Source organism: Pseudoalteromonas aurantia, assembly GCF_005886875.1.
Taxonomy (GTDB): Bacteria; Pseudomonadota; Gammaproteobacteria; order Enterobacterales; family Alteromonadaceae; genus Pseudoalteromonas; species Pseudoalteromonas aurantia_A.
Genome location: NZ_PNBY01000020.1, coordinates 89,306 through 105,755 on the forward strand (window position 1 = coordinate 89,306; position 16,450 = coordinate 105,755).

The 16,450-nt window shown below is 39.1% G+C and carries 8 protein-coding genes and 1 pseudogene; 5 read left to right on the forward strand and 4 right to left on the reverse strand.

Translation table 11 applies throughout. The annotated features are described in order from the left end of the window. Positions 1–236 precede the first annotated feature (236 nt). The 4 genes from CWC18_RS05045 to CWC18_RS05060 form a co-directional block, all read right to left on the reverse strand. Positions 237–3,383, reverse strand: coding sequence for an efflux RND transporter permease subunit (locus CWC18_RS05045; protein ID WP_138674844.1), 3,147 nt, complete (start codon positions 3,381–3,383; stop codon positions 237–239). A gap of 6 nt (positions 3,384–3,389) precedes the next feature. Continuing rightward, a complete protein-coding gene (locus CWC18_RS05050; RefSeq protein ID WP_138674845.1) occupies positions 3,390–4,565 on the reverse strand; it encodes an efflux RND transporter periplasmic adaptor subunit in 1,176 nt (391 codons plus the stop codon). Between the two features lie 407 nt (positions 4,566–4,972). Beyond that, entirely contained in the window at positions 4,973–9,130 is a 4,158-nt protein-coding gene (locus CWC18_RS05055; protein ID WP_138674846.1) for a hybrid sensor histidine kinase/response regulator, read from the reverse strand. 297 nt (positions 9,131–9,427) lie between these two features. Beyond that, the gene (locus tag CWC18_RS05060) at positions 9,428–9,751 is read right to left on the reverse strand and encodes a hypothetical protein (RefSeq protein ID WP_138589675.1); all 324 of its coding nucleotides are present in this window, start codon (positions 9,749–9,751) and stop codon (positions 9,428–9,430) included. A 596-nt stretch (positions 9,752–10,347) separates the two neighbouring features. Here CWC18_RS05060 and CWC18_RS05065 point away from each other — a divergent pair. From CWC18_RS05065 to CWC18_RS05090, 5 genes and pseudogenes are all read left to right on the forward strand, one after another. Then, positions 10,348–13,014 carry a TonB-dependent receptor plug domain-containing protein gene (locus CWC18_RS05065; RefSeq protein ID WP_138674847.1) on the forward strand — a complete coding sequence of 889 codons (2,667 nt, stop codon included), beginning with the start codon at positions 10,348–10,350 and terminating at the stop codon, positions 13,012–13,014. Between the two features lie 697 nt (positions 13,015–13,711). After that, positions 13,712–14,149 carry a hypothetical protein gene (locus tag CWC18_RS05075; RefSeq protein ID WP_212747717.1) on the forward strand — a complete coding sequence of 146 codons (438 nt, stop codon included), beginning with the start codon at positions 13,712–13,714 and terminating at the stop codon, positions 14,147–14,149. Between the two features lie 187 nt (positions 14,150–14,336). Further along, positions 14,337–14,678, forward strand: coding sequence for a helix-turn-helix transcriptional regulator (locus CWC18_RS05080; protein WP_138674848.1), 342 nt, complete (start codon positions 14,337–14,339; stop codon positions 14,676–14,678). Between the two features lie 113 nt (positions 14,679–14,791). Further along, positions 14,792–15,775 carry a hypothetical protein gene (locus CWC18_RS05085; RefSeq protein ID WP_138674849.1) on the forward strand — a complete coding sequence of 328 codons (984 nt, stop codon included), beginning with the start codon at positions 14,792–14,794 and terminating at the stop codon, positions 15,773–15,775. A gap of 174 nt (positions 15,776–15,949) precedes the next feature. Then, positions 15,950–16,276 (forward strand): annotated as a pseudogene (locus CWC18_RS05090) (transposase); the annotation flags it as partial. Between the last annotated feature and the right edge of the window lie 174 nt (positions 16,277–16,450).

Genomic DNA, 16,450 nt, shown 5'->3' on the forward strand with positions numbered 1-16,450 from the left:
CTAGTTTAAAAAAAGTAACAGTAAGTTTGTAGTCTAAATGTAGATATGTAAAGTGCTATACGACACTTTGGTAAATAAACACTCTATTACTCATTATTTATCATTAGAAAACTTCATTTCTATATAATATACAGCAGGTTGAGTAATAATATGTATAGCCTGAGTTACTTACAGGCTTGGTAGTAAAAAAGCTCGGTATAGCGTACCGAGCTTTAATGGTTGGGAGTGATGAGAGATTACTCTGTAACCGTGTTATGTAATTTATCTTCACTTTTGTGAAACCATTTACGTTTTAGCGCTTTTATATCTTCTAGCACGACGTATTGGCACGGGATTAATATGAGCGTTATGACCGTGGCAAATAAAACGCCGAATGCCAAAGACACCGCCATTGGGATCACAATTTGTGCCTGCAAGCTGGTTTCAGTAATAATTGGCACTAAGCCAATAAACGTAGTCAAAGAAGTCAGCAAAATAGCTCTAAAGCGTTTGCAGCCAGCTTCAACCACTGCTTGTTTAATCGTTACCCCTTGTTCACGCGCTTTATTCACAAAGTCAACCATGACCAATGAATCATTCACAACGACACCTGCCACAGCGATAATGCCAAAAAAGGATAAGCTACTCATGGTCATTCCCATTACCACGTGACCAAACACGGCACCAACAACCCCGAACGGGATCACGGACATGATTAACAGTGGCTGTGAGTATGATCTAAGTGGGATAGCCAGCAGTGCAAAAATAATCATCATTGACAGCGCAAAATCACGAACTTGTTCAGCAACACTGTCCATTTCTTCTTGAATTCGACCGGCGACATTACTTTGAATTCCCGGGTAGTTCACCAGTAATGAGGGCAAGTATTCATCCCTTATTTCTGTTGCAATTTCGAAAGGTTCAGCTTGATCAGTATCAACTGACGCCCATACATTAACAGTACGTTTAGAGTTTTCCCGGCGTATGCGGTTTACACCGTCAACTAGTTTAATGTTAGCAACTTCGGCCAATGGCACTTCAGCGCCTGCTGGAGAAATAATTCGTACATCTTGAATATCGCTAATAGAGTTTCTAGACTCTTTCGGATAGCGGATCATGACTTTTATTTCTTCGCCGTCACGTAGAATACGCTGTGCTTCTAATCCGTAGTAACTAAAGTTAACTTGAGAGGCCACGTCCGCAAGAGTTAACCCCATACTATAGGCAAGCGGTTTAAGCTCTAGCTGCACTTCATCGGTTGCACTTTGCATTGAATCATTCACATCACCGACGCCTTTAATCGTATTAAGCTTAGCTTTGAGTTTTTCTGCGACTTCTTTAAGTAGCACTTTATCTTTGCCTTCAAGTCTAAAGCTAATATCACCATCATCGCGTCCGCCACTCGAGATACTATCGCGAATATTTAGCGTTTTTACACCAGGCAACTGGGGCATTTGCTCTCGCCACATGGCGCTTAGTTCAAAAGTGTCAATAGGGCGTTTATCAGGTTCTACTAATATCGCCATAATTTGAGCATTTGTGCGGCCGCGTAAGCTGACCGAGAGATCTCGGATCATACTTTGCCCGTATTGTTCTTGAATTTGCTTATCAACATTTAAAATTAATGTTTCAATTTTTTGTGCGCTCTGAAGTGTCGCGCTTTCTGATGATGATAAGTTCATTTCTATGGTTATTTCTGGGAAGTCATGAGGTATTTTTGGGTTAGCGACAAATTTAATAAACCCACCGGCAAACAATGCTGCGCTCACAATTAAAATAGTCAGAAAGCCAACAATTACAGTGTATCTATAATGTATACAACGTTCAATGAAGGGGCGATATAGGTGCTCAATAAGGTTTTTAAGCCCGCCATCTAACAGGGCTCTTAAGCGGTGCAATGGGTTCTTTGGATTACTTGGTTTATCTTTCATTGCTGCAAGGTGGGCAGGTAAAATGAGCTTAGACTCAATAAGCGAAAAAATTAAACATAGAATTATAACGCCGCCAATGGCTTTTGAAAACGCAGCTGCAGGGCCTGTTGCTAAGGTTTGAGGTAAGAACGCAGCTACTGTGGTAAGTACGCCAAATGTAGCTGGAATAGCAACCCGTTTTACACCTCTGACTACGTTATCTAGGCTATGTCCGTGTTCTTCTATTTCAGAATGCACAGATTCACCAACAACAATGGCATCATCAACAACAATACCTAACACCAGAATAAAAGCGAACAGTGAAGCGAGGTTTATAGTAACGTCAAGCCCACCCATTGGCATAAATAAAAAAGCACCAAGGAACGAGACCGGTAAGCCCATCATTACCCAAAATGCTAATCGGACGCGTAAAAATAGTGCCAACATCAGCATGACCAATAAGCCCCCCCAAATCATGTTTTCTACCATCATGTTTAGGCGACCATCAAGGTAATAGGTTAAATCAATAAAGGGCTCTAATTCGGTGTCACTTGGTAGAGTTTTTTGACGTTGAGCTAAGTAATTTTTAATTATGTCAGCAACTTGCGAGATATCTTGGTCTTTAGAGGCACTGACTTGGAAGATGAGTGAGTTTTTACCATTATACTTAGAGTATTGTAGCCCTTCTTCAAAGCCATCATTGACGGTTGCTATATCACCTAACTTAACTTGCGCGCCATCGGACAACGTAAGTAATGGCAGGTTTTCGAATTCATTACCTCGGTATGCTTGATTCTCAACTCGCATTGAAATATAGCCATTATCAGAGCGTATTTGGCCAGCAGACATATTGGCTGAAAATGCTGATACTGCATTTGCTATATCTCGGAAACTTAACCCAAATTCACGTAACTTATCTGGACTCACTTCGATGCCTATTTCATAGTTTAATCCGCCATTAAACTCAACAAGGTTTACCCCTGGTAGTGCTAACATTTCATCATGCAACGTATTACCCAATTCTTTAAGCTCACCGGCGGGTAAATTGCTACTCAGAGCGAGCCACATAACTTCTTGGGTAAATTTATCATATCGAATGACAGGTCGTTCCATCCCAACTGGGAAGCTGGAAATAGAGTCGACTTGCATTTTAACTTCATCTAATACTTCTTGCGGGTTGTACTTTTCTTCCACTTCAATCCAAGTTTGTGACATACCGCGGTTTGAGTATGTTATTAGGCGCTTGATCCCTTCCAGACCCTCCATCGCCTCTTCAACTTTTATGGTAATGCCTTCTTCAACTTCTTGAGGGGCGGCGCCTGGATAGATAGCTTGAACACTGAGCCAATTGTTTTCAAATTGTGGGAACATTTGCTTTCGGATTGAAAACGCCGTTAATATCCCCCCAACGAGTATGAATATCATGAGTAAATTGGCTGCAACCGGGTTACGAGCAAACCAAGCGATAATGCCTTTTTCAGATGGTATAGTCATAACGGTTTACTCCTTTTTTAATGCGAGCTGTGTTTCAGGGGATTTGAGTAAGGTGTTTTCTATGCGAACAGTCATACCGTCAGAGGGATACTCTAATGCTGATGTAATGATACGGTTTCCATCATTGAGTCCTTGATCTGCAATAATAAAACCATTTGCTTCACGTACAATATTGAGAGGTTTAAAAGCGAGGGTAGAGTCCTCTTGCAGCGTGGCAATTTTTCCATCGTTAACTAAATGCCTAGGTACTGCGACAGCTGATTGTAGCAACTGACCTTCGATTTTTGCATTTAAATAAGTACCAAAGCGCAGTGGTTTTTCTGTCAATCCATAAGGTACATCTACTTGTGCAACTAGGTAGGTCATGCGACTGCGTTCATCAATCACGCCTTCGCTACGAACTACTTTTCCGTTCCATGTTACTGACTTACCTGCAAAATTTGCAGTTAATTTAACAGGAGCATCAATGCCATTATTGACCAAGTATTGTAAATCTTTATCAGCAACAGGTAAGCGTATTTCGGCGAGCGATGTTGCGTTCAGTACACCAAATTGATTCCCTGGGCTGACAACACTTCCTAAACTTATTTCACGACTTTCAATGATGGCGTCATAAGGTGCTTTTATATAAGTCCGTTCTAGGTTTCGTTTAGCACGTTTTTCACTTGCTTGTGCAGCTCTGTAGTGTGCAAGTTTTTCAGCAAGTTGTGGTTTTCTTAAATAGAGTTCTGATGGGATGGTTTCATGGGTATTATTTTTAATTCGTTGCCATTCAGCTTTAGCTACATGCGCTTGTGCTTGTTCAATTTCTAAGGCTGAACTTGCTTGAGCCAGATTTGCTTGTGCTTCGATTAAAGCTGCTTCGTAGTCACTTGGGTCAATCCTCGCAAGTATTTCGCCCGTTTTTACAAAGCCACCTCGAACGAAGCGTTCCGATATATTAATAATCTGGCCGCTTACTTGCGCTACTAAGTTAGTGGTGTATTTAGGTTTGACGATGCCATATGAATCAACAGACAATTGCATTGGTGCAACTGTAACTGCTTGAACTTCTACTAATGGATGTATCACCTTTTCTGCTTTTTCTTCTGGCGGTTTCTTCATTGTGGAAAATGCTGCAGACATACCAACTCCTGCAATGAGCACCGCGATGGGTAATATTATCTGTTTTTTACTAGCCACGTTATAGTCCTTCCTACTATTGAAACATGTGATACTAAATGACGGTTAGTATCGATATTTATAAGGATACGACAATAGATGTGTCAGGGTGTTTAAATGTATCGGTAAGTTGTAACAAAGCATTGCGATTGAAAGAACATATTTAATCTCAGCTCTGGATAAGCGAATTTGCCCAATAAAGCTTTTTTACTCACTCTCGGCGTTGCTTTCATTTGTAATAGCACGCGCTTCTGTATAGAAGCGCCTTGATATTGAAAAAATATCATTATTGGATTTTACGTATGTTTGTTTTCAAAAAACTTTTTATTCCACAACCCTTATTCAAACCTGAGGTTATTTACATATAATGGATACACCCGTTAAGGCTCTTTGTATGGGGAGCTGTTTAATGATATGGCTCCTTTAATTCATGGGAGATGTACCTTTGTGATCCATGATTGTAATTTATTCAGCACCTTTTCAGTGTCAATGGGTTTGGTTATATAGTCGTTCATACCCGCGTCGAGACATTTTTGTTTATCCCCCTGCATAGCGTTTGCGGTCATGGCGATAATCGGTATCGATTGATTTTTAATGCCAGCATTACCTTGCCTAATATTCTTGGTTGCTTCATATCCATCCATTTCTGGCATTTGGCAGTCCATTAGTATTATGCTGAAAAGGGTATTTCTCTGTTCAGATTCTTTCAATTTAATGAGAGCTTCTGCACCATTTTCTGCCACTACAGCATTTATACCGATTTTACCAAGTAGTTTTAGGGCAACGAGTTGATTGATTCTGTTGTCTTCAACAAGCAGTACTTGTGCATGTTCAGTCCAAGCGTTATCAGTTTCCACGGGGTCATTTTTGTCGTAAGGGGATTTGCCATTGTCTAAAAATGCTTGAACATCGGGATGAGCTGTTGATAAAGCCTCTAAGAGGTCTTGCTTTGTTGCTGGTTTCGGAAAAATTGCATCAATCTCTCCGTCACTCGTATTTTCAAGATCATATTGTTCTCCTAACGGGCTCATCATGATCAACTTAAATTTAGGATTAGCAATACCCGCTTTAAGCCGTCGGGAGAATGATAAACCATCCATGTCTGGGAGTACTTTATTAAAAATAATAAGATCGATTGTGTTTGTGGGTAATTTAGTTGCGTCGCCAAAATGTTTTATTGCTTCATTTGCATTTTTAGCGACTTCGACAGAAACCCCCCAACTTTCAAATTGTCGCTGTAATGCTTCTCGGCTTGATTTATTCCCATCAACTATTGCGACGGTTAAGTTGAGCGGGCCAAATGTAGGCTGTGTATTGGGAAGCTGTGAGTTTGCATTTAGCAAGCACGTTATTTCAAAGCAACTACCTTTGCCTATCGCACTTGAAACAGAGATATCCCCCCCGAGTAATTGGCACAAGCGCCTAGTAATACTCAACCCAAGACCAGTACCACCATATTTTCTGGTGGTTGATGCATCGACTTGACTGAAAGAGTCAAATAAAGCACTAATTTTTGACTGTTCTATACCAATACCGGTATCTGTAATTTGGCACGTCAACGTCGTGTTATTGCTAATATCGACACCGGAAAGGTTAGCTGTCACGACAATCTCTCCGTGTTCGGTAAATTTTATTGCATTACTTATAATATTTGTCAAAATTTGCCTGATCCGGCTAGGATCTGATTTGACATGAGGGTGGTGGATACCCGCTAAATCTAAAATAACTTCAACGCCTTTTTGTTGGGCAGCTAATGTCATTGATTCTGATAACTGTTCAATTAACTCTGTTAAATTAAAGTCTATGTACTCGAGCTCTAGTTTATCAGCTTCGATTTTAGAAAAATCTAAAATGTCATTAATGAGCGTTAATAATGACTGAGCACTGGTACTGGCAATATTGACTGAGTGGTGTTGTTCAGAATTAAGGTTACTATTTTTTAGTAGATCGAGCATACCAATTACGCCATTCATAGGAGTTCTAATTTCATGACTCATATTGGCTAAAAATTCTGATTTTAATTGTGTGGCGGCCTCTGCTTTTTTTAATGCATCTGCTAAGTCATTCGCTTGCGTTTCAAGTGAGGCTGTTTTTTCTGATACTTGCTCTTCTAACTTTAATACAAATTGTTTTTGCCTAATAATTTCTGACTTTTGTAACCTCGTTCTCAGGTAAATAGCAGTTATTATAATAAGCGTAGTTAAAAAAGCATATAAGCTATATGCCCACCACGTTTGCCATGGAGGCGGTGACACATGTAAATTAATCGACAGTTGGTTTTCACTCCATTTACCGTCACTGTTTGTTGCTTTGACTTGGAACTGATACGACCCCCCATCTAGGTTGGTAAATGAGGCTGTGTTTCTGTTGCCAATTTCAATCCAGTTATCATCGTATCCAACGAGCTTGTATGCATATTGATTCTTATTTGGGGAAATAAAATCTAGAGCAGAAAACTCAAACGAGAAGATATAATCCAGATAAGACAAATGAATATCTGTAACATAAGAGTGGGGCAGGGCAAGTTTCATCGGCTGACCCATGGTATTAAAGCCTGTCAATATGAGGTTTGGGTCAACTAGGTTAGTTTTTAATGGCTCTGTACTAAAGTATTCAATGCCGCGTTGACTGCTGGTAAATAGCGTGCTGTTATTGCCTTTTACTAGGCTGTTTGGATAGTAGTTTAAGCCAAGTAAACCATTTTGACTGTCGAAGTTGTTAACTTTACCTGTTGATGGGTTGAACTTGGAGATCCCTTTATTGGTCGTTAACCACAAATTTCCTTCTTGATCATCGGCGATGGCTCTTATCAATGTTGTTGGGAGACCGTGATCTGTACTGTAGTGTTTAAAACTTTGATGTTCAGGCAAGTATAAATTAAGGCCTTTTTGTGTCGCAATCCATATATTGCCATCACGAGATTGCTTTATATCTTGTACAATACTGCCGAGTATACTGCCAGGTTTGTATTTATCTGGTTTAAACGATAAAAACCGTTGGCTTGCGTCTACCCATAAATTAACACCTTCACCCGTACCGACCCACATATTTTGCTGATTGTCTGTATATAGCACTAACACTTCAGGGTGCGAGAGACCATATGTCGAGTCTAAATGTTGAAACGTTTGTTCAGTAGTATCATATATATAAATACCATTTTTATAAGTGCCTATCCAAAGGTTGCCATGTCTATCAATACTGAGTGCTCTTATTTCTCTAAATTCATGATAGTGAGGGCCTGTTTTTGGGTAAGTTAATAACTCTGCTTGTTGAGTGTGTAAATTAAACTTAGCGATACCTTCATCTTGGGCTACCCACAATATATTTTTTTTGCTTAGATGAAGTACTGGACGCTCTAACAAACGGTTTTGATCAAACCCATTTACCTCATTAAACATCGACGATGAAAGCTTTTTTAGTTTTTGAGTTTTAACTTGCCATTTATAAAGCTGTGAAGACGCTGTCGCGATTAATAGGTCGCCATTGTTGTCGGTAACAATCCCATTGGGGGCAACCAACACTGGATTTTTAATTGCTTTAAACTGTCGGTGAGGTACGAGTTTAAATATTCCATGTACCTCATTGGTTATCCAAATTGTTTTGTCTTTATCTTCAAAAATAATCCTCAAACCGCTGTTATACTCTAGATCGAGTTGTTCTATTTTTCCACTGGAACCTGATTGGCGGTATACTCCTTTACTGGTCACAAACCAAATGTGTCCATCTTGGCCTTCAATCATTGAGTTAACTTGACCTAACAGGTTATCGTTCAACACACCGAGCTGTTTAAATGTGCCTGTTTCTGTATTAAAGACAAAGGGCCCTTGTTGAGTACCTACATATATTTTGCCTTGGGATGTTTTTAATATATGACGTATTTCATTGGCACCTGTCGGTGTTTTATTACTTGGATCTGGGAAATAATAACGAAAAGACTGTGTTTTTTTATTATATAAATTAAGGCCGTAACTCGTAGCAACCCAGAGGCTATCTTTGTCTTTGCTTTCTATATCCCATACTCGGTTATGAGATAATCCAGGGGTTGAGTCTGTTCGCTTTTTTATATGCTCAAAGCGCCCCCCTCCTAAATAATGGTTTAAACCTTGGTCATAAGAACCCAGCCAAATAGAGCCAGCTTGATCATGGTATAAAGACTGGATCCGATTGGCTGATATTGAGTCTGGTTGTTTTGGATCGTGTAAAAAGTTTTGAAATTGGCCTGTTTTAAGATTGTATTTATTGGCGCCACCACCCCATGTGCCTACCCAAACATGACCACTTTGATCCGACATGAGATTACCAGCATCGTTATGAGACAACCCATTCTCACTGTCACTATCAAATTCAAACAGTGTTACTTTACGGCCATCGTAGCGCATTACCCCATTTTCAGCGGTGCCAAACCACAGTAATCCTTGTTCATCTTGAATTATTGAATAAATTTCAGATGATACAAAACCATCTTCAGCAGTTAACTTTTTTACCGAATATTCATTAGCAAGCATGGGATATTGTGCAAAGCAGTAGGGAGATATTAGTATTGCTAGTACTAAGGCTGCACGTGTAAGGGTGAACAGTTTATACATAAAAGATTATTTTACCGCCACTTTTTGGACAATGAAACGAGAAAGAGAATGATATTAGAGTAGTTTATATAGCTTGTTATTTCTATCAGGAAAACGTTAAAATTTAACTTGTTGGAAAAATGAATAGGGTATAAAGGTCAATGACTGTAGTGTGCCTTGCTCGGTAAAATAGCGTCAACGTAGAGTCAAGTGTTACCAAACTAGGCTAACAGTAAAATGCGTCCGAGTTATATTTTAGGGTCTCGCTGTCATGGCTAAGCGGTTATGATAGCGCTTAGCCATAGTAAATGTAATTTGCTAATTAGTCTCGATATAACAAATAACGGCTCTTTGATCTGGCGTGTCTTGTGTGTCTTTGATCAGGTAGCTAGACTTCAAGCTATTCTGGCAAGTACACATATCAAAATGGCTGATCATATAATTTTGCCCGAATTCGTCTTTATTTGTTTTTGTAATACTACAGGTTGGTTCACGCCACCTAGGGTCAAAACCACTTTCTCCAATCGCGACAATTTTAATCTTTTTTGAGCTGATGATAGTGTTTGGTTCATCAGTATGTGACTGAACATTTAACGCTGTCAGTGAACACAGTGCTACTAGGCCGGTTATAAGCTTTTTCATATTTTATCCTTAATTAAACTAAGCTTTATTAGAGTTTAAACCCTACTTGGGGGGGAGGATTTTATTTGCTCGAAATATAAAATCAAGGTTTTTTTATTGCTTTTAATTGAGAAGAATGTATAGGTGTTTAAATAAATGCAATATTGAAACTTTCCACTCTACTTAGATTTTAGATAAGTAGCATTCATGTTTTGTGCAGATAAATAGTAATTGTTGATGTAATAATAAATTCTTACAATTGGTTTATTACCACGGCATAATCTAATTTATAACAGGCTTGGAAGGTCCATGTAGTGGCGTTATTACAGAGATTACTACGGTTAGAAACTGCCTTTAGGTGAGCAGTTTAATCTACAGGCGCTTAATTTAGGGCGAATTATTTAATAGGGGATTTTATCCTTATTATTCCTTAAAAGTAATTAAAAATATCGTATGTACACGCTATAAGAGATAATTCTACCAAAACCGTTGCTGTTTTATGTACTAATTGAAGGTGTGTGTTGTTATTTTGTTGATTTGTTTGTGCCTGTAAAGTGTGATAAAACTTTAGGTGATTAATTAAAACAATAACTTACACTACAACAGGGACAAATATAATGAAGGCAACATATTCTCTTAGTGCACTATCAGCAGCAATCCTGCTTGCTCACTCAGGCAGTGCGGTGTCAGCCGATGAAAATAAGGTTGAACGGATAGAAGTAACGGGCTCACACATCAAACGGACAGACATGGAAGGCCCCTCGCCAATTCAATCTTTATCAGCGTCAGATCTCGCTGCAACCGGCTCAACGGACCTAATTGGCGCGCTCGCCAAGTTACCTGTATCTGGAGCGGGCACATTTAGCACCCAAGGTAACTCAAGTGACGATACCGCAAACGGTGGCTCAAGCGTTGCGCTACGTGGCCTTGGCGCTTCTTCAACGCTTGTGCTTATTAATGGTCGCCGCGTTGCAGTGAGCCCATTTGCAAAAGACATTGAAACATCGTTCGTTGATTTAAATAGTATTCCGGTGTCGTCTGTAAAGCGCATTGATATTCTAAAAGATGGTGCATCAGCAACCTACGGTTCAGACGCCGTTGCGGGTGTTATTAATATTATTTTACGCGATGACATCGAGGGCTTTGAAGTTTCTGGCAAAGTGTCTGATACAGCAGATGGCGGTGGCGAGGAGCAAAACTTTACGCTTTTATGGGGCTCGTCTAATGACAAAGGCAATCATAACTTCTCACTAGATTACTTTAAACGTGGCGATATTTTTTATTCTGACAGAGATTACACCGCCAGTGCAGATCAGCGTTTTCGTGGCGGTAATAACGCACTTAGTTCATCAGGTTTCCCTGGTAGCGTAGAAGTTGTGCGCAGTATGTTAACAGAAGAACAATGGAACGCATTGCCTGTTGTAAGAGTTGAAGATGACGGTACACAAGTTCGTCAGACAATTTTTGCTGATACATGGGGTAACGATAAATGTGAAGAGTCGTTGATCATTGGTGATATTTGCCGTTATGACTATGCACCGCATATGAGCTTAATGCCATCTACCGAGCGTTATAGCTTTAACTACAACGGTGTGCAAGAGATAACCGACGGTATAGAGGGCTTTGCAGAATTTTCAGCACAACATTCGTCGACCTTTATTCAAGGTGCGGGTAGCCCAAGCTTTACCGAACTGACAATGATGGGGACTAACCCGAATCACCCATTAGCCAATGATCCGACTCATTTTTTACATGGTGTAGATATTTCAATGCGCCGCCGAACAGTCGATATTGGTAATCGTAAAAAAGACGTAGACTCAGAGTATTATCGTGCAGTACTCGGTGCTCGTGGTAATTTTAAAGAATGGGATTGGGAAGTTGCTTATTCAACAATTCGTTCAAGTGCGGTTGAGCGTGGCTTTGATGGCTTCCCTAATAAATTGCGCGCACAGCAAGCCATTGATACCGGTTTATGGAACCCGTTTGAACCAAGTACAAATACAGCTGCAGGGTTAGCATTCTTCGAAACCACCACAACACGTTATGGCTCATCGACCATGCAGGCGTTAGATGGGACGGTATCAGGCGAGTTGTTTGAACTTGAGTCTGGTTACATCGCAGGTGCGTTTGGTTTTGAACATCGTAAAGAAAAAATAGAAGATAACCCAGATAGCCAGTATTTACGTGGCGAAATTTTCGGCACTGAAGCAACACAGGCAAATGGTGACCGTGATAATACCGCCATCTTTGCTGAATTCAGTATTCCAGTGTTAGAAACTCTCGAATTACAGCTTGCTGTTCGCCATGAAGATTATAGCGACTTTGGTACAACCACTGATCCGAAAGTGGCATTTCGTTGGTCACCATTTGATGAGTTGGTTGTTCGAGGCTCTTGGGGCACGGCATTTAGAGCGCCTTCGCTGGTTCAGTTACACTTAGGGCGTACCGATGAATCCCCAAGTGTGATCGATAAAGAGCGTTGTCGTCAAACCGGTGCAGAAGTTGACTGTGAGCCAACTGAATACACGGCAATTGTGGCGGGTAATAAAAACTTACAACCAGAAGAATCTGAAAACTTCAACTTAGGCGTGGTGTGGGAAGCAACAGATAACTTTAGTATTGGGGTTGATTACTGGAATTACGACCAAGAAAACCTAATAAAGAAAATTGGTGCACAAAAACTGGTTGATTGTTGTGGCAGTGATTCAAGTTTAGTTGTGCGCGCGCCAAATCAGGGTAGTACACTGGGTCGTATTTTACAAATTAACGACACCTTTGTGAACATTGGTGGCCGTGAAACCGATGGTGTTGACATTAATTTAGAATACAGATTAATGACCGACAATTTAGGTGAGTTTAAATTCAATTATAACCTAACGTATGCGCTTAACTTTGAAGAGCAAGCGTTTGAAAGTGACGACGCAGGTAATCGTATTAACGTGATTGATGACCGTAACGGTGAATACCAGCATCCAGAGCTGCGTTGGACCAGTGGCGTTGATTGGAACCGTGATGACTGGGTTGCAACCCTTAGTGTGAGTCATATTGGTTCTTATAAAGATTTAGCCGATAGTAATAATGACAAGTTTGGCATTGATTCATGGACCACCATTGATACCTCTGTCAGCTATGTTGGTTTTGAAGGGTTAGTATTAACGGCCGGAGCGGCGAATTTATTGAATGAAGAAGCGCCACAAGCGCCTTCTGAATCTATGGGCGTTGATAATAAAACTCACAGCTCATTAGGTCGCCAAGCTTACTTAAAGTTTAATTATAAATTTTAATAAAGAGCCAATTTAGGTCATAGAGCTTATTAATAAAAATACGTTAATTTAAATTGACGAATATAAAACCTCAGCTTTGAGCTGGGGTTTTTTATTTATGGATCATTGCTTAACAAAGAGAAAGAAGGTTGGGAGGGAGTGTCTTGGCTTTTATAGAGCATAATTGTTTGCTGTGAACTTGGATATGATTGTGATTTTTTTACTTATTTTAGAATAGATGTCACTTGTTATTTTTTTAGAGTGGGGGTCACTGGTTATTCTCTGAGGGGGGCTATCATTAAAAATGATGAATGACTTGATCCAATAATAAGTACGCCTTCTCAGTTTTAATACTATAGCGTCTTGTACGCAGTTCGGTTCGCACAGATTCAAGAAAAGGAGAGGAAGATATAATAAACTCGATGGCTGTGTTTATATACAGTTATAATTTAATTTCCTACAATTGCTAACCTCTCTTCTCGTTATGTAATTTAGAAAATGCGCGTTTAAATTGGCATGTGAACATAATTAACTGAATTATAAGCGGTTTTTACTTTAGTAAAATTGCATAACGACCCAACTGATGCTCGGTTAAGTAAATTCTCGGGTTCAGAAGGTGTGAAAAGATGATTGTTGTGTGTGAGGGAAAGTGTTAAGTTACTAATATATATTAAATTAATTAGCGGTTCTGATTTTCTCTACGCGAAACAAGAGCAGAGTGTTTATCGGCATTCACGCTAAAACGCTGTTAGGCAACCACAGCATGTCTCACCATGAGTTTAAAGTGGATAATAAAACGGGTAAAAATAAGTATGTTGGCTCGTGGAGTGAAAACACTTCAATGGCGGTCAATTTGCCGTTTACGGTTGAATCCCTTAAATCCGTATTGCAGAACGGTGCCAATCCCGATCAGTCAAAATATACACATCAGGATATAGCGCATTGGTGTGATCGTTTTTTCATGGCTATGTTCGAGATCGATACGGACAATGCAATGGATATTGCCACTGGTGTTGGCACTGACGTAGATACCCAGTGGGATATGTATCTAGCAAATACCTATTCACTAGAGCAATTGAAGCAGTTAGACTTTTCACAAGAAAGCATGCCGATAGAGTGGTTTAATGATTGGCTTAAGGAGCTTGAAAGTGCCTAACAAAAATAGTCACAGGAACGGTTTTAAGCTGCTTTCGCTTCGCTCCATCAACTTAAAACACGTCCTGTGCTATAGGCGTTATACACTCATGACGCAACAATGACGCTGGGCTGTCATATAGATGACGTATAGAAAGATAGGATTTCTCTTCATAATAGTGTGAACTTTTATATATGAGGAAGCAGTGATGGAAATGAAACTTGATAAAGCAAAACTAAAGCAACTTAGAGAGTCTAAAGCTTGGAGTCAGTCTTACTTTGCGGAAATAAGTGGCCTTAGCTTAAGAACGATTCAGAGAATTGAAAAATCAGGTATATCTTCGCCAGAGTCAGCTAAATCAATTTGCGCTACTTTTGGCATTCAAATAAATGAGCTTTCAGTTGTTAACGAGCATCAAAAAGAATTAGCTCCTTCTTTTTCAGGTTTAATAAAATACAAAATATTCAGCATGGACAAAAAGGCAACTCTAATCTCATTTAGCACTGCATTTGTCATAAGTTTTATTTTAACAATTATTTTAACAAGTTAACGTGTATAACAATGTGTTAAACTAGGTCAAAATTAAATAAGCTCGTCGCTTCGCTCGATTTTAGCTTATTCAATTTTCCTGTTAGCTAAGCGTTATAACGATAAGGAGTGTCAGTGCAAACTTTAACTAAAAAGAATATACCATTTATCTTTCTTGCAGTTATTTCTGTTTTCTGGGCTTTTTACTATCAAAGCTCTAATGCTCTCAATGGGTATGGCATAGAAAAACCAGAATGGCTTTTGCTAATAGATGGTTTAGTTGTCTTACCTATTTTATGCTTTTGGTTTGTTAAAGATAAGAAAGAAGCCGCAATCAAAACTGTTGCCTACAGCTGTTTAATTATTTTGCTTGGCAGCTTTGTAATTCCTGAAAGTTCAAAGGTTGTATGGCCTTATCTTGAATCATTGCGCTATCTTGCTTTAGCTGCGTTTATTGTTTTAGAAATCACCACTATTTTGACCGTATTTTTTGCGATCAAAGCTTCTCTTACCAAAGAGCAAGATCCTGATTTGGCTATATCAAAACCAATTGAAAGAATTTTAGGGAAAGGTGCTATAAGCTCTTTACTCTCTTTTGAGGCGCGAGTTTGGACATATGCGTTATTTTCAAAAAAGATAAGACAACAAAGCTTTACTGGAGATAGTCATTTTAGCTGTCATAAAAAAGATGGTGCTCAAAGCAATCAGTTAGGCTTTATTTTAATAATTTTATTTGAACTACCCGTAATACATTTGCTGTTACATTTTTTATGGTCACCGTTTGTGGCTAATGTCACAACGGTTTTAACTCTTCTTGGTTTAGTGTTTTTTATTGCAGAGTATAAAGCCATTGCAATTAGACCGATTTCAATTCTACCGGACAGCATTATTGTGAGGTATGGTGTTTGGAATCCATTTAGAATTGCTTTAAGTGAAATTACTCACGTTCAACCTAATTCGATTTTCATACGTCGGTCAGGTAATGTTAATAGATTTAATTTGGCCGGTAATCCAAATATTGAGATTAAGCTTAATTCAGGTAAGTTCATATATTTAGGCGTGGATTCACCCAGTGAATTTCTAATGACTATAGAAAATTATCAAGAAAAATCGTTATAACACATATGAGCCTTAACTCTGTCAATAGGCACTAGTACTCTTTTGACCGTTTTTATACATTGACGGTCAATTCCTAAATCAAAAGATAAATTTAAAAGACACCCATCGTAAATTGACTGTTATTCATTCATTGCCTATCCTTTCAATTCAGCTTAAAAGATAGGCAATTCTCTCATGGCAACAGCACGCAAAAGACAAGTGAGTTTAACTGATACCAAATACTATCATTGTATTTCACGGTGTGTGCGTCGTGCTTATCTATGTGGTGAAGATAAGGTAACAGGGCAATCATATGAGCACAGAAGAGGGTGGATAGAGTCAAAATTACTTGAACTTGCTAAAGTTTTTTGTATTGACGTGTGTGCTTATGCGGTAATGAGTAACCATACGCATATTGTGCTGTATGTAGATGATGCCAAAGTAAAAAGGTTAAGTGATAAAGCCGTTATTATTAGGTGGCATAAGTTGTTTAAGGGGACCTTGTTAACAAAGAGAATTTTAATTGACACCCATTCAAAATTGATTGTTTTTCATTCATTGCCTATCTTTTAAATTCAGCTTAAAAGGTAGGCAATTCTCTCATAAGTAATTTAACAAGACATATATGGACACTCCCGGTATGTCAAACAAAATAACTCTGGCGGAAATTTAACAGGACATATATGGACACTCCCG

Excerpts from the sequence above, each read along its gene's own strand:
- CWC18_RS05045 (WP_138674844.1), bottom strand. The coding sequence starts at position 3,383 with ATGACTATACCATCTGAAAAAGGCATTATCGCTTGGTTTGCTCGTAAC.
- CWC18_RS05055 (WP_138674846.1), bottom strand. The coding sequence starts at position 9,130 with ATGTATAAACTGTTCACCCTTACACGTGCAGCCTTAGTACTAGCAATA.
- CWC18_RS05060 (WP_138589675.1), bottom strand. The coding sequence starts at position 9,751 with ATGAAAAAGCTTATAACCGGCCTAGTAGCACTGTGTTCACTGACAGCG.
- CWC18_RS05065 (WP_138674847.1), top strand. The coding sequence starts at position 10,348 with ATGAAGGCAACATATTCTCTTAGTGCACTATCAGCAGCAATCCTGCTT.
- CWC18_RS05080 (WP_138674848.1), top strand. The coding sequence starts at position 14,337 with ATGGAAATGAAACTTGATAAAGCAAAACTAAAGCAACTTAGAGAGTCT.